We start from the raw sequence: 25863 nt of genomic DNA on the forward strand, positions 1-25863 counted from the left end.
TACGAGGAAGACTGCATGAGTGATTACGACGTCATCATCGCCGGCGGCGGCCACAACGGCCTGATCTGTGCCGCCAAACTGGTCCGTGAGGGCCTGAAAGTACTGGTACTGGAGCGCAACGACTGGGTCGGCGGCGGCGTACTGACCCGCGAACTCACCCTGCCCGGCTTCAAACATGACCCGTTCGGCTCCTCGCATGTCTGGATTCACCTGAATCCCGATTTTCAGTGGCTCAAACCCGAACTGGAAAAACACGGCCTGAAATACATCTGGTCCGAGGATCACATCACCGGGCATCCCAACAAGTACGAGGGCCAGGGCATCATCGTCTACAAGGACGTAGACAAAACCTGCGACACGATCGCCGAGTACTCGAAAGCCGACGCCAGACGCTACCGAGAAATCTACGAGGAGTTCGGCGAGATCAAGGACGGCGTAATCAAAGGCATGTTCTCGCCTCCGGCCCCACCGAGCTACCTCTACCAGGCGCTGGAAACGACCCCGGAAGGCATGAAGCGGCTGCGCGACTACCAGCTCAGCTCGCGCCAGTTCACGCTGGAGAATTTCGAAAACGACCACGTCCGGGCCTTCATCCTGGGCTGGGCGATGGCGCCGCAGCATCTGCCCGACCAGCTCGGCACCGCGGCCGGGTTCTACGTGATGATCCCCAGCATTCACTACTACGGCCAGGCCATCCCCGAGGGCGGCAGCGGCATGCTGTCGGTGGCCTTGCGCCGTTACGTGGAAGCCAATGGCGGCACCGTGCGCACCGGCGCGACCGTGCGAAAATTCATCACCGACAACGGCGCCTGCCGCGGCGTACGGCTGGAGGACGGGGATGAAATCCTCGCCCGCCAGGCGGTGGTCAGCGCACTGGATCCGTTCCAGACTTTCCTCACCGGTTTCGAGGACGACGAACTGCCGTCCGGCTTCAAGGACACGGTGAGCAACTTCAGCTTCGGTGACATCACCATCGCCCGCGTACACTACGCATTGAACGAAGCGCCGGACTTCAAGAACGGCGCGGACATGAACAAGACGGCCTTTCAGCGCATCTTCGGCACCGTCGCCGACATCGACCGGCAGTACCAGGAGATTGCCGCCAGGCAGATTCCCAGCGACCCGTTCCTGTGGACCGCGGCCTGGACCACGATGGACCCGACGCGCGCGCCGGACGGCAAGCACACGCTGATCATGGACACCTTCGTGCCGGTCGACCTCGCCAACGGCGAGGACTGGGAAGCCATCGGACCGAACTATTGCCGTGAAGTGCTGCTCAAACAGTTACAGAACTACACCACCAACATGACCGAGGACAACATCCTCGGCGAGTATGTGGAGACCGGCCCCAGCCTGGCCCGCGCCAACCTGTGCTTCCATCGCGGCGTGACCACCGGCGGCGAGCGCACCCTGTCGCAAATGGGCGCGTTCCGTCCGTTCCCGAACTACGCCAACTACCGCGGCCCGGTCAAAGGCCTGTACCTGACAGGCCCCTCCTGCCACCCCGGCGGCGGCATTTGCGGCATGGGCACCATCGCCGCCGGCGAAATCCTGCGCGACCTCGGAGCCGTGGACGAAGACGACTTCGACTTCTAACCAACCGGCAGAAAGCACAGGACCAAATAAATGGGGTCAGAGTAAAGGGACAGAGTAAAGGAACAGAGTCGCGAAGCAATGAACGGGGTCAGAATGAACGGGGTCAGAGTAAAGGGACAGAGTAACGACTCTGTCCCTTTACTCTGACCCCAAACCTACTCAGACCCCAAACCTAGTCTTTTGAGGAATTAACATGGCCAGAGAACGCATCGAACCTTACACCGCACTGATCGTGCAACCGGAAGTCACCGTGGTCGAGGACCGCGCAGGCATCCAGCACAATCTCGATCGCATCAAGAACATGATCCACTTCGGCGTGGGTTACTTCTGGGAAGTGCCCGTACGACTGGTAGTGCTGCCCGAATACTTTCTGCAGGGCGTGGGCACCCCCGGCAAGGGCGAAACCGGTATTGCAGACGCGATGAAAAAAGCCGTAACCATCCCCGGCCCGGAAATCGACCAGCTGGCCGAAATCGCACAGCAGTACGAACTCTACATCTGCGGTGGCGGCGTGATGGAGAGCGTGCCGGAATTCCCCGACCGCTGGTTCAACACCAACTTCATCATTGGCCCCTCGGGCGACATCGTGCTGAAGTACCACAAGTGGCACATCCCGGCCTCGGTGGGCCTGGGCACCAGCCCGCACGACATCTTCGACGAGTACTGCGAAAAACTCGGTGGCGACATCACCGACCTGTTCCCGGTGGTCGACACGCCCATCGGCAAACTCGGCACCATGACCTGCCACGATGGCTGCACCCCGGAAGTCTCGCGCGCGCTGGGCTACAACGGCGCCGAGATCATCTGCCACCCGGGCGCCATCCAGGAAGTCGAAGGCGTCAGCGAGCCGTGGGACTTCTGGATGTTCACGCGCCGCACCAGGGCGCACGACAACATGTGCTACCTGCTCGGCTCCAACTGGGGTTCGGTCAACTACGACTACTACCCCAAAGCCTTCTGCCCAGGCCGTTCGTTCGCCATCGATTACACCGGCATGGTCATGCGCGAGGCACCCTACCCGGCCGAACAGGTCCTCGCCTGCACCGTCGACATCGAGGCCCTGCGTCACTACCGCACCCGCACCAATCACAACTGCTGGGTGGACGTTCGCACCGAGGGCTTCCGTCAGATGTACGACAACCCCATCTACCCGGCCAACCGCTTCCCGTCCGGCAAGCCCCCAAGGACCCTGTCCGAGAAGATCAGCATCTGCAAGGAAGTCTTCGACGACCTTTACGCCCGCGGCCAGTTCACCCCGCCCGCCGGCGTGGAACCCGAAGACGTTTCCAAGCTGCTGCAAAAGCGCATCGATTACGCGCAGGCCACGGGACGTCTGCGTAAGAGCTGAGTACAGCCCGCAGCCCAAAGAAGGAAAAGCCGCCGAAGAGAATGACCGGATACGATTTTCGAAAAATGTATCCGGCCCCTCTTCCGGCAAATCCCTTTCGGCTGATCGCTAGTCAGGGAAGTTCGGGCTACCTGCCGGAACGGGCACGGTACTCATCTTGTCGAGCAGCCAGCGGTCACCGACCCGTTTGAAGATCATCGTTCCGTAAAACCGACTGTTCGCGTTGCGCGGAAGCGCTCCTTTTTCGACGTACAACGTCCAGGCTGCATCCGACGTCACCGTCGTGCGGAAATCGTGCGGAATGAAACGGATTTCCGCACCGGCCGCTTCGGCGCCCCGCAGGCGCTCATCGAAGGCATCCAGACCCATCCGCATGGCCCGCTCACCATCGTGCTCCATGATCTCGAATTCCGGGGTTGACATGTCACGCAGTCCCGCATGGTCGAATTCACCCAGCTTGATGAAATACATGCGCGCCAGTTCCTCCACATGCGCGGCGACCTGTTCCGGACCCTCGGTGCCGACCGGACTTTCCGGCTCCGCAGCCTTGACGGAAGCGGCGGCCGACAACGCCATCAGCAGAACCAGCCAGCCTCCGGCGACTTTAGTCATTCTATTTCTCATCGTCATGACTTCCTCCCTCACTTCAATGACTATCGTGCAATGAATACGGCAACATTTTCGCTTCAGTGAGCCATTGCATCGCACAGTTTGCAGCGCCTCTTGTAAGTTTTACCACCAAAAGCCCACCTCGTGGCGCGCGACATCCCGCCGGCACCCGCTCACAGCCAGGCACGATGATTGCATGAATACCGGATACCGAAACGTAATCTGGAGGTTTTCATGCCCAATGCCTGGAGCGATAAAGACGAACGACAATACGATCACATCCGGAAAAGCCAGCGGCAACGCGGCAAGAGCGAATCACAAGCCCGGGAAATCGCCGCACGGACCGTAAACCAACAGCGACGGGAAGAGGGCCGTACGCCCAACAGCACCACCCGCGGAACCGGCAACCCGAATACGCGGCTCGAGTCGCGCACGCGAAAAGAACTCTATAACCGGGCGAAGGAACTCAACATCGAAGGACGCAGCCGCATGAACAAGCAGGAGCTGGTTGCGGCCATTCGTGGCCGCCAGTAAGTCACCCTGTCTGCGATGCCGGCCATCCCGCAATCATGCATGTCCGCTCAATCTGACTGCCGGTGCTGAAGGTAGGATTGCAGCGCAACTGCATTGTTGTGTTCCGAATCGCGCGAGGCGTACAGCAGCGTCGCGCGACCTTCGCCAATGCGTTCCAGCAAGTCATCGACGACCTCGTCCTGCTGGTCGAGCTCATCGTGATAACGCGCGCAGAATTGGGACCACTCGTCCGGGTGTTCGTGAAACCACTTGCGCAGTTCATCGGACGGTGCCAGCGACTTGAGCCACGCGTCCAGCGCGGCGTCCTCCTTCGAAACACCGCGAGGCCACAACCGGTCCACCAATACGCGCAATCCGTCGCTGCGGCTGGGTTCCTGATAGATGCGTCGAGTCCGAATATCCATTCAATCACCACTCCACTGCCGTTTTACTCTGTCCCTTTACTCTGACCCCAAATTTGCCAAAATTGCTATGACACGGCGACCACTTTCAAGCGCCGGAACTGCCCGCCCGGCAGCGGCCATTCGATGTCGGCTCCTTCGGCCAGGCCGATCAGCGCAGCGCCGACCGGTGCCAGTACCGAGATGCGCTGCTCGGACGGGTCCGCGTCCTGCGGGTAGACCAGCGTGCACTCGGACAACTTGCCAGTGTCCAGGTCCTCGAACCGGATGTGCGAACCCATCCTCACGACATTGGCGGGCAACTCTTCGTCCGGCACCACCGCCGCCTGGTCGAGTTCGTCCAGAAGCGGCCCGGCGGCCTCCTCGGATACGTGCTTGAGCAGGACCCGGATACGGGCCTCGTCAAGGCGGGTAATCGTGACTTCACGGGTCTGACCCATGGCTGAAACCTCCTTGTGATATTCCATCTGTCTGCAAATCGAGACAAACACGAGACCAGCGGCCTCATACGAATTAAAGAAAAGGTGCGAGAAGGCGACTGCGCCGATCAAACGGCGGCAGCCGCGTTAGAAAAGCGGGACGGTGCGGTAGTGCGTACAGGCCCGCTGCGCACGCCCGGAAAGGCGACGCCGTGCACAACGACTACCCTTGCGAGCGAGCCGCTGCTGCGCGAAACACAGGCGGAAAATTGAAAAAACAGACATGACTGGACTATACCGGTTCGCCAGCGAAAATTCATGGATCGCGGCAGAGTCCAGTACCCCCCACCGAAGTCGACAGGAGCCATAGGCCGTGCGTCGAAACCTATCGCCACCTTCGCGGACCCGTTGAATTTGATCCCGTAACAGCGACAGCAGGCCTGGATTGCGGGCTTCGCCACAGCCCGCAGCGAAAAAGGGCCGGATACGTGGTTCGACACACGTACCCGGCCCCTTGGACCGTGATTGCTTGTTGCGGAAAATCAGAAGCGCATGCCGAATTCCACACCCAGCGTGCGACGCCATACCGGAATCACCTGGTCAGGCCGCCTGGGCAGGCCGAAACCGCTGATGATGCCGTCTTCGTCGAAGATATTGTTGCCATAGAGCCTGAACCGGTAGTTACCGTAGTTCAGGGTCGCGCTGAGATTGACCAGGGAATAGTCCCCCTGCTCAACCAGCAGGCCGTCGAGGTCGTTGAACGTGGAGTAGGAATCACCAGTGTAGGAATAGTCGACCCGGGCCGAGAGGTCGTGATCAGCGCCGAAGCTCTTCACGTACTCCGCGAACAGGTAGGCACTGAACTCGGGCACATCCGGAATTCGATCTCCGTCATCCCCACCGCCCGTCGCCAGCGGATCGCTCTCTACCAGCTCGGCATCCATGATGGTGAAATTACCGCCGAAGCTGAAGTTCTCCAACTGAGCCGGATACGCGGCGAAGCCGACTTCAAGGCCGGTGATCTCGGCTTTGCCGACGTTCTTGATCACCAGAAAGTTGGTATCGGGGGTTGCCAGGCCGCGGGCCTGGATATCGTCCCACTCCATGAAATACGCGGCGGCGTCAAAAGTGAGCTGCCCGTCCAGCAGTCGACCCTTCGCGCCGATCTCGTAACTGTCCAGTGCGTCAGAACCGAACGGCGGGAACGTCTCGTTATTGTTGAAATCCGGCTCGTTGTTGCCGCCGCTGCGGTAACCCTGCGAGAAGGTGCCGTAGAGATTCAGGTTATCCGTGGCCGCATAAGCGATGTTGGCCTTGAACAGCGTATCGCTCTCGCTGGAGGACGTGGGAACCGGATCCGCCGCGACGGGCCGGAACACGGTCTCCAGGTTCTGGCCCACCTCGTCGATCGAGATATCGAACACGCGCGCGCCAACCGTCACCGTGACCCTGTCCGTCATGTCGTAACTCAGCTCGCCGAACGCTGCGTACTGCTCGATTTCGTTGTTGACCAGCCGATTGACGAAAATCTTCTCCTGCTGGTAGATGGGCCGCCCCTGCCGGTCCGTGCCGATCACCAGGCTGCTGAAATCATTCTCTTCGAACTGATAAAACAGACCGCCAACCACTTGAAACGGGCTGTCCCAGGACGAGGAATAGCGTGCTTCAACCGCGGTGATGGAGCGGTTCTGAGGCTGCTGCAGGGTGCCCTGGTTGTCGTACAGGGTTTCGTTTTCAGGCTCGAAACAGGCCGCGCCCCCACCGAACAGTGAGCAAAGCTCGCGCGTGGCCGGAAAGCCATACAGGATATCCCGCTCGAAATACGAGGCCGCGAAATTGAACGTGCCGTGGGAAACCGTCGTCTGCGCGGAAAGATTGAACGCATCGAGATCCTCTTCCCACGGATTGATCGTGAAGTTCTGCTGCACGTTGTCCCCGAAGCTCGGCTGCATCCAGGGCGGGCCGTCGCTGGTGGTTTCCTGGGTGATCCACAGCAAATCGACCGTGGTCGCGTCCGAAGGCGTCCAGCGGAGTGCAACGCGGCCACCTGAGGTGTCCTGGTTGTTCACGTCGTCCTGCGCCAGGCTGCCGTCGTCGCCACCCAACAGGTCATCGATGAAGCCTGCGCGATAACTGGTGTACGCCACCGCGCGCACGGCCAGTTCATCCTGGACGATCGGCACATTGAGCACACCGTTGACATGCCAGCTCGAATCGTCCGATCCGCTGGTCAGGCCATAACCGGTATTGAACTCACCCGATACCTGGGAGGCATCCGGTTTGTTGGTAATCATCCGAATGGTGCCGCCCATGGAACTGGCGCCATAAAGCGTCGCCTGCGGGCCCTTGAGCACCTCGATTCGTTCCATGTCGACCAGATAGATATCCGGCTGCCGACCACCGCCGTCCTGCCGGTTGGCCGCAGTGACGACGATGTCGTCGAAATACACGCCCACGGTCGCCGCACCCTTGGATTGCAGACCGCGTAACACGATCTTCTTGTCGCCCGGCCCCTGATCCTGGAAGGAAAGCCCGGAAACGGAACGCGCATAGTCCTCGAATTGGACGATGCCACGCTTTTCGAGCTCATCGGCGCCAATCGCCTGAATGGTCATGGGCACGTCCATGATGCTGACGTCACCCCGCTTGGAAGCCGTCACCATCACTTCTTCAAGAGCGCCTGCGCCTTGCAGTTCTCCGGTTTGCGCGTGAGCCGCGAACGACACAGCACCCAGGGCGAGCATGAGCCCGCCGCTACGAATATCGATCATTAAAATTCTCCAGTACGGATTTGATGCCGGCCAAAAGACCGGCTGTCAGGGTCGAAAAGGTTTACTTCCACTCGAATACTTCAACCGTGTACCCACCTGGATCTTCGACCAGAATCGCGTGTACAAAGCCCTTGCTCTTGGACTTGTCGAGATGCTTGATGAAGTTGACGTCTTTCTTTTTCAGGTAGTTGTACCAGCTCTCCACGTCGTCCGTTTCCACACTCAGCATGACCGGCTTAACGTCACTGGTCTGGTGAAACCCTCTGGACTCATCGACCAGCCCGACGGAGGACGTGGGAGTGATGGCGAAGAACTTCACCCATTCTTCATCAAAGGTATTCTCGAACCCCATGATTTCGCCGTAGAAATGCGCGGCCTTGTCCATGTCGGCGTAGTACAGAAACGTGACCTGACCCTTGATGGGTGGCGTGGTTTTCGCCTCTTCGGCTATCGCCGACTGAGCGGTAAACAGGCAGATTGAAAGAACCAGCGCCCACCGGCAAATCACTTCAACACTCTTTGCTTTGTACCGCATTGCTTGATTGCTCATTCACACATCCCTCATTCAAATTTAACGTTTTTATTACCGTGAATGATCGTGCCCATTTGGGTATAGATACGCAATAGCGATTTTAGCCGCCGAACCCTAATCAGGGCTGCATTGCCCGCCTGGCCCCATCCACGGAAGGAACTCCGGCATCGAACACGATGTTTCCGTCCAGAAGTACCAACAGCGGAGTGATTTCCCGGATGTCTGCTTCAGGCACCGTGAGATAGTCGTCGGAAAGAACCACGAGGTCAGCCAGTTTGCCCGGCTCCAGTGAGCCTTTGATGTCTTCTTCGAATGTGATGTACGCATTGTTCCGGGTCATCACCTGAAGCGCTTCTTCGCGCGTGATTCGCTGGTCGTAACCCGTTACTCCGCCCAGGCGCGACTCCCGGGTCACCCAGAAATACAGCATCCAGAACGGATTGGCCGGAAGCAGGGTCCAGTCACTGCCGCCGCCCACGACGATCCCGGCATCCAGCCAGTCACGCAGGCGCATCGCCTGGTTCGCGCGAGACTCGCCCCAGTAATGGACCATGTTCTGCGCCGCCATGTACGGGTGGAACTGGGTCGAGATCACCAACCCCAACTCCCTGATGCGCTCGAACTGGTCAGGCCGCGTGTAATGGCCGTGCTCGATGACCCAACGCCGCGACGTGATGGAAGCGACCCGGTCCGCGGCCTCATAGGCATCCAGCGCGATATCCAGGCCCCGGTCTCCGACGATGTGGCTGGTCGACCGCCAACCGAGTTCACTCATGGCTTGCATCACGCCCTGATATTTTTCGGTGGGAATTCGCTGCAGACCGTAGTAGTCCCCGGCCTCTTCGTTTCCGGGACTGTTCTCATACGGTTCCGACATCAGACCCCCCTCGAAACCGCCGTCTATGCCGAATTCCCCGACCCCGTCCAGGCGCAAAAACTCATCGCCGAACCCCGTACTGACCCCCCAGGTCCGGAGCTGCCCGATCAGAACTTCCTGACTCTCATAGGGACTCAGACTCAGGCTCATGCTGACCCGCAGACTCAACTCCCCGTCGTCGCGGAGCTTCTGATATACCCGCATGTCGTCCGGGCTCAGTCCGGGCTCCCGAATGCTGGTGATTCCCGCCGCGTTGAGCTTGCGCTGTGCCGCACGCAGCGCATCGAGCTTCTCCTGCGCGCTGGCCGCGCCGGCCCCGAATATCTTCCAGGTTTCGGTATTTGAAGAAGACACGATACGTGCCGCCAGGCTCGACGCGTTTTCAACCAGCATCCCGGTCGGCTCGCCGGTGTCGGGATCCTTTACGATCGTGCCACCTGGCGGCGACGGGGTATCGCGAGTGATTCCAGCCTTCTCGAGTGCGTACGAATTTAAATACAGAGAGTGCCCACCGAGCACGACCACCGGGTGGTTCGGGGACACGGGGTCCAGGTCGAATCGTGTCGGCACCCTCTGCTCTTTCAACTGCGATGGCAGCCAGCCCGAAGAAGTGAAGACAATTTCGCCAGGCGGCGTCGCCTTCACTTTGTCCCCGATTCGGGCCACCATCTCCTCGATGGAATCGACCAGCGCCACACCAACGCCCTGGTGAAATGCAACCGCGTTGTTGATCAGGTGAACGTGGTTATCGATCAGACCGGGAATCACCGCATGCTGCGCGAGATCGACAACCCGGGTTGACGCATTCGCCAGTTGCAGCATTTCGTCATCGCTGCCCACCGCCAGGATGCTGTCGCCACGAATGGCGATGGCCTGATGAATATCGAATTCATCGTTTACAGAAATGACCTTGCCGTTGTACAGGACCGTGTCGGGTCCGGATCCGGGAGACACCGCCGCATGCACGGCGCATGCACTCCCGAAGCACAGTCCGAACGAGACCAGCGCAAGCACCACAATTCTCATGCCATCCACCTCTGTAACGGTATCCCGGTCAATTCCGGTTCAAGCCCGACGAATCGGCTCAGTACGGGCTGTGCTCCGGCAACCAGCGGTAGAATTCCACGATATAACCACCCGGATCCGTCATACGGAACTCTTCGATCATTCCGCCTCCGCCAACCTCGATGCCGTGAATCATGTTGATTCCCTCCACGTCCTTGAGCCGATCCCACCACCCTTCCAGCTCCGGGGTTTCGATGGACAGCAAGGCTCCCTTGTTATCGGTTGGCACGAGACTGCCGCCACTGGCGTTAACCAAACCCAGGTAGCTCGAGTCAGTGATGCGAATGATGACAACCCAGTCATCTTCGACCAGAGCCTCAAGACCGAGCTTGTTCTTGTACCAGTCCACCGCCTCAGGCAAATCCGTGTAATAAAAGAATGGCACCCCTGCGGTGATTTCCGGCGCCGAATCGTCGGCCGCGCTGGCACTCTGGACAAACAGAAGAAGGAGCAAGGACAACAGAATGGACACACTCTTCACTGAGACATACTTCATTGACGGAACTCGAACGAAACGATTCATGAATGATTCTCTCCCAAGACAACACACAAGGAATCTCGCGATCCCAAAACCCGACAGACGCCACGGCTACACCGTCACACCCCTTCGGAAACTTGACCCTGCATTCTATAGAGCCGAACGCAGACGTCCTCAGCAAGGTTAGGGTTAGTGCTCTAAAACGAGAGGTGTATCCGAATTTGCAGGGAGCACCCTAAAGAAACCTGACAGAACCTCTCGCAGATCCCGGGGCGCAGAAGGTCGATGGAAAAACACATCGCCGACAGCATCTCAGCCATCGCCAAGTAAGCACGCAGGACGCGGTTCAGTCTTCCCCCAAAAAGTAAAAAAGCTCGCGAATACGATAAAGTTCCATGCGCTCCCCCAGCCAACCCGGAACGGGTGCCCGCGCGGTGATCGCAAGTCCGTGATCGGCGTTGTCCTTCCGCAAAAACGAAATGTTTCCTCGGAGTTTGTTTGCTGATTGCATTACTGGAATCCCCGGCCAAAAAAAGCTTTATTTATACGCAGCTCTAATGCCAGCGCATGGAATAAACTTTCGATATTTCCATGTGTTACCAGGAAAATCTCGCAACGCCGAATTTTCGCAAACAACATCTCTGGAGGAATATTGGCGATACCGTATCTACTGCGATGTTTTGAACGGGAATCCCTTACTCGAAGCTTGAGCTTGCCATGACCTGCCCATCACAAAGGTCGCCGCCCACCCGACGAACCCTGGCCGGAATCAACCCAGGTGATTTTGTCGGCTATCGGTTGAGAAGCCGTTTTCTCTGACTTGGCAGACGATGCACATGCAAGTGGCAGACAGACTCGGGGGGGTGATGCCGACGGCGATGATGCCGTTGCGGCTGCCGGACTGTATGGGGGTCGAGAAGGGGTCAGGAGCCATTCATGAAGAATAGCCCTGACCCCTTTATGTCGAGTCCGACTTCAATATCCCCCGAGACACTTCGATTCGAGCACCCTTCTCGGGTTGTCCACGGTCAAGCGCTTAATGTCGGCGTCGCTGACACCCATTTCCTTCAGGGTCGGGATGATGTCGACGGCCAGGCGCGAGTAGGCGTGGTAGTTTCCGCCAGCGCGGAATGCCTGCGGGAACGCGTCATAAAAGGGCATGAGGCCGGCCGAGATCAGGATGTGGTCACCGTACCCCTTGTTGATGAGGGCGACGATGCGGTCCAGGTTCTTTTCCCGAGATGAGGGGTTGGAGGCCACCATGTTGGGTTCGCCGTTGCCCCAGCCATCGAAACTGATGAAAGAACCCCGGTCCAACAGAAACTCGAACTCGCTGAGTTTCGCATCGGGCGCGGCGCGGTCGAGATGGCCAAGCACCACGCGACTCAGGTCGACGCCGTCCTCCAGGAAAACGTCCTGCTGCAACCGGGCCATGTCGGTGCCGACGGTGTGGGTAAGCAATGGTGCGCCAGTACGGCGGTGCGCGCGTGCGCTGATGCCGAAGACTTTTCTCACGTCGGGCGTGCCTTCAATACCGTATTTGTCCGAGAGTACTTTGATCGCGGCAGCGCGAACGCCCGTATCGAGGATGCCTTCCTCGATATCGCGAACGATGAAGTCTTCCAGGCTGGGGCCGTCACCGGGGCCGTACATCTCCGGGAAATTTTCCCGGTAGTGGAAGTAGTACGGGAGTTCGTACAGGGTGTACCAGCCGGTCGTGACGATGATGTTGACGGGCACCTGTTTTGCCACTTTCTGCATACGTGGCACATTGCGACCAATGCCCGGAATGGTGCGATCGATGATCGTGTCGACACCGAAATTCTCATGGGCGTACTTCAACTGCTCCACCACCCACGCGATGCGTTCTTCCTCGGGCGCACCACCCCAGGATACATCCGGCCAGTTCATGTTGACTTCGGTACTTTCCTGAATGATGAGTTCAGTCGGCAGGGTAAGGCCCAGCTTGGACGACGGAATCGCATCCCCGCGCGCCGTGGGGATGAGGCAGGTGCCGGCCGATTTACCGGACCCGGCCGCTTGAAGCGAGACGGGCAGTACAGTGGAAGCCGCCGCCAGGGATGCGGACGCAACGAAATTTCGCCGCGTAAGCGTACGTTTATTGGACATGGGTGTCTCCTGTTATGAGATCAGTCAAATGAACCGCGAATGCCTAAGGTGAAATAGCGACCGACCAGATCGTGAACGGATCCGGCGGCCGGATAGTAGAGGTTGGGAAATGAAGTGGACGGCACCGGGGGTGCATCCTTGTCGAACAGGTTGTTGACCGAAGCGAACACCCGAACTTCAGCTGCCGGAAATTCAAACTCGACGGTGATGTCGGTATAGAGCATCGATTCGATGTGGTTGGAGCCGTCGGCATACACGGCGTTGGGTTGCACGCCACCGATACGGTCGAGCGAATCGATAAATCGCTCCTGGACGAAAAATGTCCATGGAGCGCGTTCGTAGGTCAGCACCAGATTTGCACGCCATTCCGGCAGGCCGCCCAGCGACTTGCGCACCAGCCCGGGGCCGTACACGCCCTCGAATTCCAGGGTGGGCCCACCGGTGCCGTTGTTCACCTCGAACGAACTCACATGGTTGGCGCTGGCACTGATGTGCAGGTTACCGCCCAGGCGGTCCGGCTCGAACTGGTAGGCCGCCTCGATATCGAAACCTTTGGTTCGCAGAAAGCCGATATTGATACTGGTCAGTGAAGCAATCGCCGTTGGGAAGTTTTCCGGGGTGGTATTGCTCACCGGAAACGGGCGTGTGACCAGATCGCACAGCGGATCCGTGTAGCCCGAGGCATGACACACGTCCACGATGGTCTGCGAGTTCACGGTGTTGATCGCGTCGGTGATTTCAATGTCGTAGTAGTCCACCGAGAGCGTCAATCCCGGCAACCAGTTGGGTCGGTAGCCAAGACCAAAAGAGACCGTGTCGGCGGATTCGGGGTTCAGGTTCGGATTTCCACCCCCGATTTGCGCCGTAATGCCGCTCACTCCGGTGAGCGGATCACTGACGGGCGCGATGATCTGCTGCGTGCTGGCGAACAGGTTGAACAGGGACGGCGCCCGAATATCCGCCGAGCGGGTAAACCGCAGGCGCAAGTCAGCAAAGGGTTCGTAGGTAAAGCCAAGCTTCCAAACCGTTTCCCCGCCAAAAGTGCTGTGGTCGATGTAGCGCACAGCACCGTTCAACTCCAGGCTGTATGCCCACGCACGGTCCGCGAGTACCGGCACGCTGCCCTCCGCGAAGAATTCATCGACCTCAACCGAGCCATCGGCGCTGCCGTAATTGCCCACCGAGAAAGGCAAGGTGCTGTATACGCCGCGGATGCCGGTGGCATCGACGGGCTGCGATGGATCGGAGTTGCCGGTTTGCCGGATACTCAGACGCCGGTGGCTGGCCCCGAACGCCGTCTGCACCGGCCCGGCCGGAACGGTCAGGGGACTTCCGCTGAAAGCCACTCCGACCTCATTGAGATCATGCTCGACGAGGAAAATGGTCGTACCCGTCACGAAGTCGATGGCGGCCTGCGAAGGCGAACCCTCGCCGAAGATGTTCAGGGGCACGCAGTCGTCGAAGCGGCCGGGGTGAGTCAGGGTCACGTTGCATACGATGTTCCCGTTCGTATCCAGCACTGCATCCAATGCCGCAGCGACATTCACGGGCTGGGTCTGGTTATGCACGCGCCCATCCATTTCAACGTCGCCGTAGGTGTAGTAGATATCCCAGCTCCATTCGTTGGCGAACACACCTTCGGCCCCCACTGTGAGGTTCAGGGCTTCATTGCGGAAATCGTTTACGAGAAATCCGAAGTCACGGTGGATTCGGCTCATGACGAAGGCGGGTGTGCCGGTATCTGTCAGGCCCTGCTGAACGAAATCCGGCAGATACGGATTGCCGGAGAAGATGGTCATGCCGAAGAAGTTGAAATCCAGATGGTTGTCGATTTCGGTGCGCGACTCACCATAGGCGGCCTGCACGAACACGCTGGCATTCGGATTGATCTCCCACGAGACGCGACCAAACAGCGAGTCGGTCTCCAGGCTTGGAATCAGGCCACCGTTACCCCAGTCCACGCCATCGCCCCCCATTTGGTAACCCCGCCCCGCGGGCTGTCCAGGATCATAGGGCGCCAGGGTGTTGGAATCGATGAAGTGCTGCCCGGCGAACGGACCGCTACCGATGAAACCACCGTAGGTGACACTGCTCTGGCGCACGTCCGACAGTACGCGGTATGGGTCGGCCGCCGTTCCACTTCCCGTCAGAAGATAACCGGGGTCGTGCAGGCGCCGTTCGGACTTGCGCCCTATGCCGTCCGAGTCGGTGTGCTCGACGCTGAGCAGCACGTGCAGGCGATCGTTCTGGAACGATCCACCCCACGCCAGGCCGGCGGCGAACATTTCATTGTCGCCCCGGCTGGACTCGCCGCCTTGCGCGTACCCCCGCCAACCGGTGAAATCCTTGTCGATTACGTAGTTCACCACGCCGGATACCGCGTCCGCTCCGTACACGGCGGACACGCCGGCCTTCACGACATCCACCCGTTCGAGCAGCAGTTGGGGCATCAGATTGACGTCGACGATTCCGTTCGCATTCGTCGGTGGCACTCGCCGGCCGTCCAGCAGAACCAGCAGCCGCTCCGGGCCCAAACTCCGCATATTCAGGAAGTTGCCGCCAGCCTGCTGGGTAAAGTCGACTTCCGTGCCGTTGTTGTTGCTCAGCGAATTGGCGAACACCGGCTTTTGATTGAGCGCATCCGCAATGCTGGTGGGCGCACTCCGGCGCAGGTCTTCCGCGCGCATCATCGCAACCGGAATGGGAGCCACGAATTCATCGGCCTGTTTCAGGCGGGAGCCGGTAACAACGACTTCTTCCAGCACTGTCTCTTCGCTATCTGTAGACCCATCGGGGCCCTCTGCATGGGCCAGCCCCCCTTCAAAGAAGGCGGCAGCAATCCCCGGAAGCAGCATGGAGCCGCAGCGGAATCTCCAACGTTTCGGGATATTCCCCCAGGGCGAATCCAGCGTTTTCTTGCGTCGCAAAGCAGCAAGGCTCATGCTCTCCTCCTGTCTCCAATTGTGCGTAATTCATTCGAAATACGGCCCGAGAATCAGGCGACCAAAACAGAATTATATTCTTTTAAAAAGCATAACAGAACGCAATTCTTGTTTAGAGAATAGGATTATTCCGATCAGGAAGTCAAGCAGAAAGTCTACGGGCGCGAACTTTTTTGAAACCAGGGCTATTTGAACGTCAAATCGGCGATTTCCTCGATTTCGTCACCTCGAAGAAGCAAGGCGGCAACACGAGCCGACTGTTGCGCATGTCGTTTGCTCATACCGAACTTGTAGTTGATCGCATAACCATCAAACGCCATGAACAGAATATCCGTCACGGTATGCCCCACCAACAATGCAGCTCTTTCCGGGGGGATGGTCGGCTCAATCATGGCTTTGAGTTTTTCCGTACACCACACGAAAAGCGCGCTATTGAACTCTTCCGGCTTCGCGCTGCTGAGGGCCTGAATGAAGCTGTTGGTAAACTGATTTCGAGCGACGGGAATGTCGTACCAAAGACCCAGAATGATTCGCTCCAGGCGTTTGGCCGGATCTTTCACTCGTGAAGACTTTCGATGCAGTGCAACGAGTTGTTTCTTCAACCAGGGACCGTAGAGCTCGAAAAACAACTCCACCTTGGAATTGAAATACACGTAGATACTGCCGATCGATGTGTTCGAGTGCTTGGCGATGGCATTGAGAGTCGTACCCAGATAACCTTTCTCTTCGAACAGCACCAGCGCACTGTCGAGAATCCGATTCCGTACTTCTTCTTTGCGGACTTGCGCCATTGCCTCGGACCTCTCATTGCATCGGGCGAACCACGAGCGGCACCGGACATGAAGGTAGCAAAGATCACCGAACGACCCTTACGGACTTGCGGCAGTACACGGGTGCCAACCAGCGAACGGGGCCACATTGTACCGTTACTGTTGGCGTCCGCCATACGACCAAGGTCACTTCACGATCGCCTTCGAGCGATAAGCGTGTAAACCCCCCCCGCCACAATCATCGAATCCACCGCCGTCACCGTCGTCAAGGTCACCCATCCGAAGTGACTCACGAGCCCACCGACAAAACCTGCCGTCCACCCCACGAATCCGGGCAGGAATACATCGGGGTGGTTCAACAAGCTTTCGGTCGAATAGTCGCCTTTGCGGACCAGGTAGAAGTCGCACATGTAGATGGCGCAGAGGCTGGGAATGGAGATGCCCAGCAGGCTGATGTAGGGAATGAACAGGCTGAGGATGTCGAAGGCCGAGAGGGCGCTGGCGAGGATGCCGAGCAGAATGACGCCGCCGCGGTAGCCGACCTTTTTCGTTGCGGTGGCCAGAGCGAGGCCGGAGGAGTACAGCAGGCCGACGTTGCTGGAGACGGTTGAAAAAATCAGCACGATGAGGGCGCCGACGCCGATACCCAGTGCCAGCATGATGTTGATCAGGTCTTCCTTGCCGAACAGGATGCTGGGGAGCGCGGTGATGGTGAGCACGGTCGGGAAGGAGATGGCGAGCGCGAAGTAGACGGCGGCCAGCGCCCGGCCCGGGTTGCGCGCGTAGCGCAGGTAATCCGGCAGGGTGACGATGCCTCCGCTGTAGGCGCCGATCACGGCCGAGATGGCGGCGCTGATTCCGAAAACGCCGGTGCCCTCGCCCGCCAGCAGCGCGTGGTCGCCGACCTGCCAGGCGCGCCAGGCGCCGTAGAGCAGCACCGCCGCCATGATGGGCACGACGATCATCGACATGCGCGTGACGGCGCTGAAACCGTAAATGGTGATCAGTACCATCGCGAGGCCACCGGCGACGGCCAGCACGGGTTCGGGCCAGGCGAAGCCCAGCAGGGTCCGCATGGACTCGGCCGCGGCCGCGCCGAGCAGGCCGCAGAGGATCGCGAACCAGAAGAACAGCACAAAACCGATCAGCAGGCTGGGGAATTTCGCGCCGCGCCGGCCGAACGGGAACTGCAGGATCATGTAGGTCGAGAGCTTGGAGCGCACCCCCACCCGGCTGACGACGATGCCGGTCAGACCCAGCACCTGGCAGCCGATGATGAAGCCGACCAGGGCCGGCTGGAAACCGGCGCCGGCGCTGATCTGCGCGGCCATCAGGAAGCCCGGCACCGCGATGGTGCCACCGATGATGATCAGGGCGATGCGCCAGGCCGGGGTGGTCTCCTCGCCCGGCACGGGCGTGTGGACGTAGTCGTAGTCATCGCGGCCCGCCACCGCGGGGGCGTTGTCTTTCGCAACTGCGCCCTCAGGTCCCATGGGCGCCCCGCAAGGAGGCGGTGGCTTCGCGATCAACGACTCCGTTTTCAATCACCACCCCGTAGCGCTCGCGGGCGGCCTGCTCGCTGACGTAACCGTCGAGCACGTCCTCCAGCACAACCTCGGGTTCCCGCTCTCGCGGATCACCGCAGCCGCCACCGCCGCCGGAGACCACTTCGACCCGGTCACCGGTTTCCACCTTGGAACGGTAGGTGCCCGCTGAAACCGCACGGTCGGTGCCAGGGAAGTAATGCATCATGTTGGTGTCCGCTTCCTCGCCGCCGTCCAGCGCCCACGGGCGGGTCTTGCTTTTCTTGGTGATGGTCAGGAAGTCACCCGGCGTGACGAAGCGGATGCCGCGGCTGATGCCCAGGCCGCCGCGATAACGCCCTGCCCCGCCGCTGTCCGGCCGCAGTTTCAGGTGCTCGAAGAACATGCCGGTTTTCGCTTCCAGCACCTCGATCGGGGTGTTGCGCACCATGGTCGTGGAAATGTGATTCAGCGCGTTCGCGCCGTCGTGGTCGCGCCCCGCGCCCCAGCCCACCGGTTCGTTGTTGCTGATCGCATACGGCGTGCCGTGCCGGCGGTCGATGCCGTACATCAGAAAGCCGGGCACGTCACCGCCGGAGCCCGCCGTGATGCGGTCGGGCATGGCCTCGGCCAAAGCCTTGAACAGGGTTTCCAGAGCCACCATCGCCGACCACAGGGTGTAGGTGGGCGCGGGATAGGTGGCGTGGAAGATATTGCCCGGTGGCGCAATCACTTCCAGCGCCCGAAAGCAGCCGGCATTGCTCGGCTGGGTCGGGGTGGTCAGGGTCTTCAGAGCCACCTTGCACAGGGTCTCGGTGAGACCGAAGGGGATGTTCACCGGGCCCGGCACGCAGTCGGGCGAGCCGCTGAAATCCACGGTGAAGCGCTCCTTGTCCAGGGTCACCTTGATGTGAATCGGAATGGGGTCATCCGAGATGCCGTCGTCATCAACGATGTCGGTGGCTTCCCAGGTGCCCGCAGGCAGGTCGGCCAGCGCCTCCCGGGTCAGCTTCTCGCCGTGGTCGAGAATCTCGCGGGTCGCGGCATCGACCGTGTCGGCACCGAACTTGGCGCGGATCGCGCGCAACCGGCGCACGCCGGTCTTCACCGCGGCGATCTGCGCCTCGAGGTCGCCCAGCACATATTCCGGCATGCGCGAATTGAAGCGGATCAGGTCGATGATTTCCGGATCGGCCTTGCCGCGCTTGTACACCTTCAGTGGCGGGATGATCAGGCCTTCCTGGTGAACATCGGTGGAGTCCAGCACGTAGCCGGGATCCTTGGCACCCAGGTCCAGCCAGTGCGCGCGGATGCAGCAGAAGGCGAACGGTTTGTCCTCGCCCTCCTCGAACACCGGCGCGAACAGCGCGACGTCGGCGGCGTGCGCCGAACTCCAGTAAGGGTAGTTCAGGATGACCACGTCGCCGTCCTCGAGATTCTCCATCCCCAGGTGCTCAACGCCCTTGCGCAGTGCGAAGTCATTGGCGCCGAGAAAAAAGGCCAGGCCTGGCGCATCGGCGATCAGATCCATGTCACCGTTGTACAGCGAAATGCCAAAATCCAGCACCTCGTAAATCACCGGGCTGAACGCGGTGCGCATCAGGGTGCGCCGCATTTCCTCGGCGGCCGAGTTCAGGTAGTTCTGGATGACGCTGACGGTTGAGCTGTCCACCCGGCTGTTATTGATGGTGTCCATCGGGGCTTCCTTTGCGTTCACGCGGTTTTGAGGACCAGGTGGCCGTGCGCGTCCATCGCGCACGACTGTCCGGTGTAGAAGACCGTGGTCGAGGTGCCTTCATCGATGATGGCCGGACCCTCGATGGTCATGCCGGGGCGCAGGTCGGCGCGGTCGTAAACGCCGAATTGCACCGTCTCGCGCCGGCGAAAACACCAGGCTTTCCGCTCACGGGCGGCCGGGGCCACTTTCGCCTTACCACCGGCGTCGGGGTGTTCACTGAGCGTGGAACCGGCCTGCCCGCCCACGCCCAGCACCCGCAGGTTGACCAGTTCCAGCGGCTGGTCGGAGCGGTGCCCGAACCAGGTTTCGTGGTGCCGGTCGAAATCGGACCGGATGGTCGCCAGGTCGAGGCCGTCATTGGCCACCGGGACTTTCAGAGTATGTTCCTGGCCGGCGTAACGCAGTTCCAGGAAGCGGTCGACCAGGCGCTCGTCGGCAGTCACGCCCTGGCGCACCAGTTCCCGCGCCGCCTGTTCGGCCAATTTGTCCAGCAGATCCTGGATCTGCTGCAGCACGGTCTCGTCGAGGCCGGCGACGAAGGTCTGCGATGCGTCGGCGGCGATCCGGGAAGTCAGCATGCCATAGGCCGAAAACGCTGACGGCGCCTGCGGAATAATGGTTTCGGCGATGCCCATTTCCAGCGCCACCAGCGGCGCGATCAGCGGGCCCGCGCCGCCGAAGGCCAGGCATGAAAATTCCCGCGGATCCTTACCGCGCTCCACGGTGATTTCGCGGATGGCGCCGACCGTCTGCGCGGCGAGTACCGAAAACGCACCGGCGGCCGCTTCGGTGATGGACGTGCCCAGTGGCTCGGCAACCTGCTCACGCATCGCTCTGTCCGCGGCCGCGGTGTCCAGGGTCAGCGCGCCCTTCAGAAATCGCTCCGGATCCACGTAGCCAAGAATCACCGCGGCATCGGTCAGCGCCGGACGCTCACCACCGCGGCCGTAGCAGGCCGGGCCGGGATCGGCGCCGGCGCTGTGCGGACCGAGGCGCAGCAGGCCGTGCTCCAGCCACGCGATGGAGCCGCCACCGGCACCGATGCAGCGGATGTCGTAGGTCGCAATCAGCACCGGCAGATGCTGCAACCGGGTCTCGTGGATCACCGGCGGCTGGCCGTCTTCGATCACGCAGGCATCCAGGCTGGTACCGCCGAAATCCATGGTCAGGAGTTGCGGTATGTCCAGCCGAGTCGCGAGATCTGCCGCGCCGAGGATGCCGCCTGCCGGTCCCGAGAACACACTGTCCAGCGGATTGTCGCGAGCGGCCTCGGCCGTCATCGCCCCGCCACTGCTGCGCATCACCAGGAATCGTCCGGCGAACCCGGCTTCCTGCAGCGACTGTTCCAGCCGGTTGATGTAGCGCTCGAAAATGGGTCGGATGTAGGCGTCCAGCACCGTGGTCGCCAGCCGCTCGTACTCGCGGTGTTCGCGCGCGACGCGACTGGAGATGGACACCGGCAGATCGGGATAGTGCTCGGCGACCAGCGCCGCGGCCCGTTCCTCGTGCACCGGGTTGCGGTAGGCGTGCAGGAAGGAAATGGCCAGGGATTCAATGTTTTGGGTTTCCACCAGCCGGCCGACCTCGGCGATCACCGCCGCCTCGTCCAGCTCCTCGACCACATTGCCGTCGACATCGATCCGGCCCGCTGCTTCGGCGATATCCCGCCGCCGCACCAGCGGTTCGTCCCGCTGGTAATGCAGGTTGTACATGTCGCGGTGCGGCAGATCGCCGCGCCCGATTTCGAACACGTCGCGAAATCCGGCATTGGTGAGAATGCCGGCGTGGGCGCCACGGCGCTCCAGGATGGCATTAAGACCCAGGGTGGTGCCGTGCACGATGGTGGACACATCCGCGAGATCGACGTCCAGCTTGGCGATCGCGTCGAGTACGCCACGCACCGGATCCTCGGGCGTGGTCAGTGCTTTTTCCAGCCGAATACCACCCGTTTCGGGATCCGTTCGAATGGCGTCTACGAAGGTGCCGCCGATATCGATGCCGACCCGCAAGCCGCTCATGAACGATCATCCCGGATGACCGCGCCACCCTGCATCACAAAGAAAATTTCCCGCATCGGGGCGAGGTCGTCGACCGGGTTGGCCGGTACGGCGATCAGGTCCGCCTTGCTGCCGGGGCGCAGGTTGCCGAGGTCCGGACGGCGGATCAGTTTCGATGCATTGAGGGTCGCGGTCTGCAGTGCCTGCAAGGCATCCAGGCCGGCCTCCACGCAATGTTCCATTTCACGCACCGCCACCGGCGCGCCGTCGTCGGTGTCGCCCGGCGGAATGTCGGTGCCGTTGACCAGATTCACCCCGGCCTTCACGGCCGTGCGGATGCTCTCCAGGTGATCACCGCTGGCCGATGCGGCCTTGCAGATGGTCCACTGCTCGAAGCCGTTGCGTTTCATCCAGTCGGTGGAGCGGGTCACGCCGAGGGTCGGCACGATGGTGGCATCGGCATCGGCAATCGCCCTGGCGGTGTCGCTGTCCAGGTTGTAGGCGTGCTCGAAACAGCTCACGCCCCACTTCAGGCCACGCGCCATCGCCGACGAATCGCCAACGTGTGCGCATACGTAAGTGCCCTTGCTGTTGGCGACCTGCACCGCGGCTTCGATTTCGCGATCGATCATCTGCGCCTCGGTGAAGGTCTCCTTCTGCTGCGCGATGCCGCCGGTCAGGAAGATCTTGATGTGGTCTGCGCCGTGAAGAATATCGGTGCGGCAGTGCCTGAGGAACTCGTCCGCACCGTCCGCATGCTCGGTGAATCCGTGACCGTGGCCGCCGGTCACCGACACGCCCTTGCCCGCCGACAGGATGCGCGGCCCGCGTACCCAACCGCGCGCAATGGAGCGCCGCAACGCGATGTCCGCCCGGTTCAGTTCACCGACGGTGCGCACCGTGGTCACCCCGGCGCGCAAGGCGTCGCGGCCGCGTGCGTAACTGCGGTAGGCCGTCATGGCCGGGTCTTCGTCCGGGTCGCTCTCGCTGAAGGGAAACACGATGGAAAGATGCGTGTGGCAGGAAATCAGTCCGGGCAGCACATACGCGCCGTCCATGTCGATCACCTGCCCGTCGGCGGTGTCCGGCCGCGCGGCCGTGTCGGCGATCACGCCGTTTTCGATGCGCAGCGCGCGTTCGTCTATCTTGCCGGTTTCGACATCGACAAGGCGGCAGTTTTTCAGTGTGAGTTGAGCCAAGGTTTGGGTTTTCCGTGAAACGAATGGAATCGCCCATCATTAAACGTTTCAGGCATCGCGGCTTCAACGGCGCAAAAGGGGAGTATCGGGAAATTTCGTGTAGTCGGGGGACGGACCGCACCGAAATCCGCGTCAGATCAAGCCCATCCGGCGAGCCTCCACGACGGCGCTGGCTCGCTTGCTGACCCCCAGACGGGCAAAGATCTTCTTCAGGTGAAACTTGATTGTGCTCTCGGTCACGTCCAGTTCGCGCGCGATCTGCTTGTTGGACTGGCCGCGACTCAGATAACTCAGCACCTGCAACTCACGGGCCGAGAATTGCTGGGCCGGGCCGGCGGCCTCCTGCTCTCCGGCGATGGCGCGCAGAATGGCGCGCGCCGTACGCTCGGCGCGGGCGTTGGCGAGCAGGCCGCAGTCGATCAACCGGCGCAATACCGGTATCAGCTCGGCGCCCCAGTCCACGAACAGTCGCAGATAGCCTTTGCCAGCGGCCAGTTCCACCGCCTCGTGAAGAGTGTCCAGCGCCGGGTGATCGCGCTCGGCCTTCCAGTGCGCCAGCGCGGCGATGAGCTTGAGGCGGGCCAGAAAGCCGAAACGCCCTTCCCGTTCGGTTTGCGCGATGAGTGCCGGAAGCCGCTCCAGAACAGTAACGAAGTCACCCTGTCCCAGCAGCAGTCGCAGCCTGAGCGCGGTGGCGGGTTCCTCTTCGCGCGCCATGTCACGGGCGCCCTGATGGCGTCCCGGAGCAGCACGCAGGTCATCGTAGCGCCGCAATTCCGCCTCGGCGGCATCCCACTCCTGGGCGCGCAGGTGAATTTCAGCGCGGTGCAACTGTACCAATCGCTCGATCTCCACCAGGCCGCGCTGCGCCGCCAGCCGGGCCGCGCGGTCGGCCATGATGTGCGCACCTTCTGCGTCACCCCGCGCCAGATTGATGCCGGTCCCCACCCGGTAAGCCGCCGCGTAGGGATCCAGCCAGCCATCGGACTCTTCAAGCGTGTCCAGTGCGCTGTGAAGCAGTTCCTCGGCGGCGTCGATTTCGTTCCGCTCGTACAACACCTCGGACATCAACACCGAGCGCGTTGCATTCAGGCCCGGGTCGTCCGGACAGGTACGTTGGATGATGGACAGCGCTTCGCCGTACTCGGTTTCGGCTTTCTGCAGCCGGCCCTGCGCCAGCGCGGCCAGGCCCTGCACCAATACGATGGATGCCTCGCCGTAGCCCTCGCCGGCCTTGCGATAGTGATACAGCGAACGGGCCGCTTCACTCTCGGCCCGCCGGAATTCCGAATGACGGATCAGGCAGATGGCCCGCAATGCGTACACGAAACCGACGATACCGTCCTCGATACTGAGCTGGCGAATTTCCGTCGGGTCGTCACCGAGGAAGGACTCGTCGAACTCGTCGTTGTTGTACAGCATCATCAGGTAACGTGCATTGACGAGATCCGCGCGCGGCGAACCGAACACCGCTCCCGGCTCGCCCTGGCGTTCCAACAAAGCCTCGGCCTCATCCAGCGCCGCCTTGGCCAGCGCGAACCGGCCGTCCTTCATCAGCACCGTGGCTCTGCCGGTCAGGAGCCGCGGCGAATTGCGCAGCGTCTCCGCGTCGATGACCTCGTAGGTGGCGCGCAGCCGCGGCACCCCGCCGTGCAGGGTGATGGTGTGTGGCCCGAAATATTCCCCGAGGCGTGCCAGTTCAGCGAGCATCTGCTGCTGAAGCGCGTAGTCAATGGCAGCGGCGACATCGTGCTGGTCCACGTACCACTTCACGACGGCGGAATCGATGGCCTGGCGCCGACGACTTGCCAGCCGAACCCGATGGCGCCGCAGGCTGCGCCGCAACATCGGATGGCAGATGAAGCGCGCGGGTGGGACATCGTCCAGGCTGAACAAGGGCGACAACCGGGTGGCCGCCTCCGCCAGCCGCTCGGCGCCGGCCTCGCCCACCGCACTGGCGGCCTGCGCGACGGGAAGTTCCTCCAGGGTGGACAGGCCCGTCAGCGCCAACCGGGTTTCCTCGTCCAGGCCGCCGAGCAGGTGGTGGCTGACGTACTCGTGGACCGCATCACTGTCCAGCAGTGCCTCGAGATCGATAGGGTCGCCGTCAGTGCGCTTCGCGTCGCGCAAGCCACCAACCACCCGATGCACGATGGCTGGCCAGCCGCCGGTGGCGGCGACCAGATCGGCGGCATCGACCGGGTGATCGCCGAGCAGACGGGCGACCGATGCCTCATCCAGCGCGAGAACATCCGGTCCGATGACCGGCACACCACTGACACCGGTCACGCCGCCGACCAGCGCATCGGGTATCGCAGTGCAAACCAGCACCACATGCAGATTGGGTGGCAGATTGCGCAGAGCGTGCAGAAACGGCTCCGTGAACGAGGGTGTGTCGACGGCTTCGAATTCGTCGATGACCGTGAGCACCGGTCCGTCGGCGGCCGCGACCAGGTCATGCAGTTCGGCCAGGCCGGTGGACACCGGCGGCACCGACAATGTGGTGGTGGTTCGCTCAGGGCCGGCACCCGGAGTTTCGATGGCCCTTCGTGCCTGGTACAGCCATTGCGCGAGAAACCCGGAGAAGGATTCGTCCTGCGGCTCGGCGCGGAACCAGATTCGCGCCACACAGTGGGATTCGAGCGCGGCGAAGCGCTCGGCCAGCAGCCGGGTCTTGCCGTAGCCGGCAGGGCCGCACACCACGGACAGCGGGGCGGCGAGCGCCTCGTCCAGGGCCGCCACGGCAGCGGCGCGTTCCGCCGGCCCACACTCGGAGACAGGAGCGACAAACCGGCGGGGAAATACGACGACCTGCTCGCCAGCGGCGGTACTACCCACGGCTGTAAAGCGTCGCCTGGGCGGCCCGATCACGGCACTGGCGGCGCCGCACTGCCCGAATTGCGCGGAAACTACCCATATTCAATCTAGTATGCG

General features: G+C 61.2%; 19 protein-coding genes. 3 read left to right on the forward strand and 16 right to left on the reverse strand.

Going from position 1 to position 25863, the window contains the following annotated elements:
• The first annotated feature begins 15 nt into the window (after nucleotides 1-15).
• Nucleotides 16-1596: a phytoene desaturase family protein gene (locus V3330_RS01030; protein WP_354693514.1), complete on the forward strand. Its 1581-nt coding sequence runs from the start codon at nucleotides 16-18 to the stop codon at nucleotides 1594-1596.
• A gap of 193 nt (nucleotides 1597-1789) precedes the next feature.
• The gene (locus V3330_RS01035) at nucleotides 1790-2944 is read left to right on the forward strand and encodes a nitrilase-related carbon-nitrogen hydrolase (RefSeq protein WP_354693515.1); all 1155 of its coding nucleotides are present in this window, start codon (nucleotides 1790-1792) and stop codon (nucleotides 2942-2944) included.
• Between the two features lie 108 nt (nucleotides 2945-3052).
• Here the strand turns inward: V3330_RS01035 and V3330_RS01040 are convergent, their stop codons facing one another.
• Nucleotides 3053-3556, reverse strand: a complete 504-nt coding sequence (locus V3330_RS01040) for a nuclear transport factor 2 family protein (protein ID WP_354693516.1) — start codon at nucleotides 3554-3556, stop codon at nucleotides 3053-3055.
• Nucleotides 3557-3787: 231 nt separating this feature from the next.
• Here V3330_RS01040 and V3330_RS01045 point away from each other — a divergent pair, with 231 nt between their 5' ends.
• The gene (locus V3330_RS01045; RefSeq protein WP_354693517.1) at nucleotides 3788-4087 is read left to right on the forward strand and encodes a Rho termination factor N-terminal domain-containing protein; all 300 of its coding nucleotides are present in this window, start codon (nucleotides 3788-3790) and stop codon (nucleotides 4085-4087) included.
• 47 nt (nucleotides 4088-4134) lie between these two features.
• Here V3330_RS01045 and V3330_RS01050 read toward each other — a convergent pair whose 3' ends face one another.
• From V3330_RS01050 to V3330_RS01120, 15 genes are all read right to left on the reverse strand, one after another.
• Nucleotides 4135-4491, reverse strand: a complete 357-nt coding sequence (locus V3330_RS01050) for a DUF488 domain-containing protein (protein ID WP_354693518.1) — start codon at nucleotides 4489-4491, stop codon at nucleotides 4135-4137.
• Nucleotides 4492-4556: 65 nt separating this feature from the next.
• A complete protein-coding gene (rnk, locus tag V3330_RS01055) occupies nucleotides 4557-4928 on the reverse strand; it encodes a nucleoside diphosphate kinase regulator (RefSeq protein WP_354693519.1) in 372 nt (123 codons plus the stop codon).
• 521 nt (nucleotides 4929-5449) lie between these two features.
• Nucleotides 5450-7678 carry a TonB-dependent receptor gene (locus V3330_RS01060; RefSeq protein WP_354693520.1) on the reverse strand — a complete coding sequence of 743 codons (2229 nt, stop codon included), beginning with the start codon at nucleotides 7676-7678 and terminating at the stop codon, nucleotides 5450-5452.
• A gap of 61 nt (nucleotides 7679-7739) precedes the next feature.
• Nucleotides 7740-8213, reverse strand: coding sequence for a VOC family protein (locus V3330_RS01065; protein ID WP_354693521.1), 474 nt, complete (start codon nucleotides 8211-8213; stop codon nucleotides 7740-7742).
• 115 nt (nucleotides 8214-8328) lie between these two features.
• On the reverse strand, nucleotides 8329-10113 hold the full coding sequence (locus V3330_RS01070; protein ID WP_354693522.1) for an amidohydrolase: 1785 nt from the start codon (nucleotides 10111-10113) through the stop codon (nucleotides 8329-8331).
• A gap of 58 nt (nucleotides 10114-10171) precedes the next feature.
• Entirely contained in the window at nucleotides 10172-10675 is a 504-nt protein-coding gene (locus tag V3330_RS01075; protein ID WP_354693523.1) for a VOC family protein, read from the reverse strand.
• A 301-nt stretch (nucleotides 10676-10976) separates the two neighbouring features.
• Nucleotides 10977-11141, reverse strand: a complete 165-nt coding sequence (locus tag V3330_RS01080; protein WP_354693524.1) for a hypothetical protein — start codon at nucleotides 11139-11141, stop codon at nucleotides 10977-10979.
• A gap of 464 nt (nucleotides 11142-11605) precedes the next feature.
• Nucleotides 11606-12760: a phosphotriesterase family protein gene (locus tag V3330_RS01085; protein WP_354693525.1), complete on the reverse strand. Its 1155-nt coding sequence runs from the start codon at nucleotides 12758-12760 to the stop codon at nucleotides 11606-11608.
• 20 nt (nucleotides 12761-12780) lie between these two features.
• Nucleotides 12781-15525 (reverse strand): TonB-dependent receptor domain-containing protein, encoded by a 2745-nt coding sequence (locus V3330_RS01090; RefSeq protein ID WP_354693526.1) that lies wholly within the window; start codon nucleotides 15523-15525, stop codon nucleotides 12781-12783.
• Between the two features lie 362 nt (nucleotides 15526-15887).
• On the reverse strand, nucleotides 15888-16493 hold the full coding sequence (locus V3330_RS01095; protein WP_354693527.1) for a TetR/AcrR family transcriptional regulator: 606 nt from the start codon (nucleotides 16491-16493) through the stop codon (nucleotides 15888-15890).
• 170 nt (nucleotides 16494-16663) lie between these two features.
• Nucleotides 16664-17923, reverse strand: coding sequence for a cytosine permease (locus V3330_RS01100; RefSeq protein WP_354693528.1), 1260 nt, complete (start codon nucleotides 17921-17923; stop codon nucleotides 16664-16666).
• Nucleotides 17924-17954: 31 nt separating this feature from the next.
• Nucleotides 17955-19691, reverse strand: coding sequence for a hydantoinase B/oxoprolinase family protein (locus tag V3330_RS01105; RefSeq protein ID WP_354693529.1), 1737 nt, complete (start codon nucleotides 19689-19691; stop codon nucleotides 17955-17957).
• Nucleotides 19692-19708: 17 nt separating this feature from the next.
• On the reverse strand, nucleotides 19709-21751 hold the full coding sequence (locus V3330_RS01110) for a hydantoinase/oxoprolinase family protein (RefSeq protein ID WP_354693530.1): 2043 nt from the start codon (nucleotides 21749-21751) through the stop codon (nucleotides 19709-19711).
• Complete coding sequence (locus V3330_RS01115; protein WP_354693531.1) at nucleotides 21748-22929, reverse strand: amidohydrolase family protein; 1182 nt, start codon at nucleotides 22927-22929, stop codon at nucleotides 21748-21750. Before V3330_RS01115 ends, V3330_RS01110 begins: the two co-directional genes overlap by 4 nt.
• A gap of 132 nt (nucleotides 22930-23061) precedes the next feature.
• Nucleotides 23062-25767, reverse strand: coding sequence for a LuxR C-terminal-related transcriptional regulator (locus tag V3330_RS01120; protein ID WP_354693532.1), 2706 nt, complete (start codon nucleotides 25765-25767; stop codon nucleotides 23062-23064).
• Nucleotides 25768-25863 lie beyond the last annotated feature (96 nt).

The organism is Elongatibacter sediminis (assembly GCF_037892215.1).
Lineage (GTDB): Bacteria > Pseudomonadota > Gammaproteobacteria > Xanthomonadales > SZUA-36 > Elongatibacter > Elongatibacter sediminis.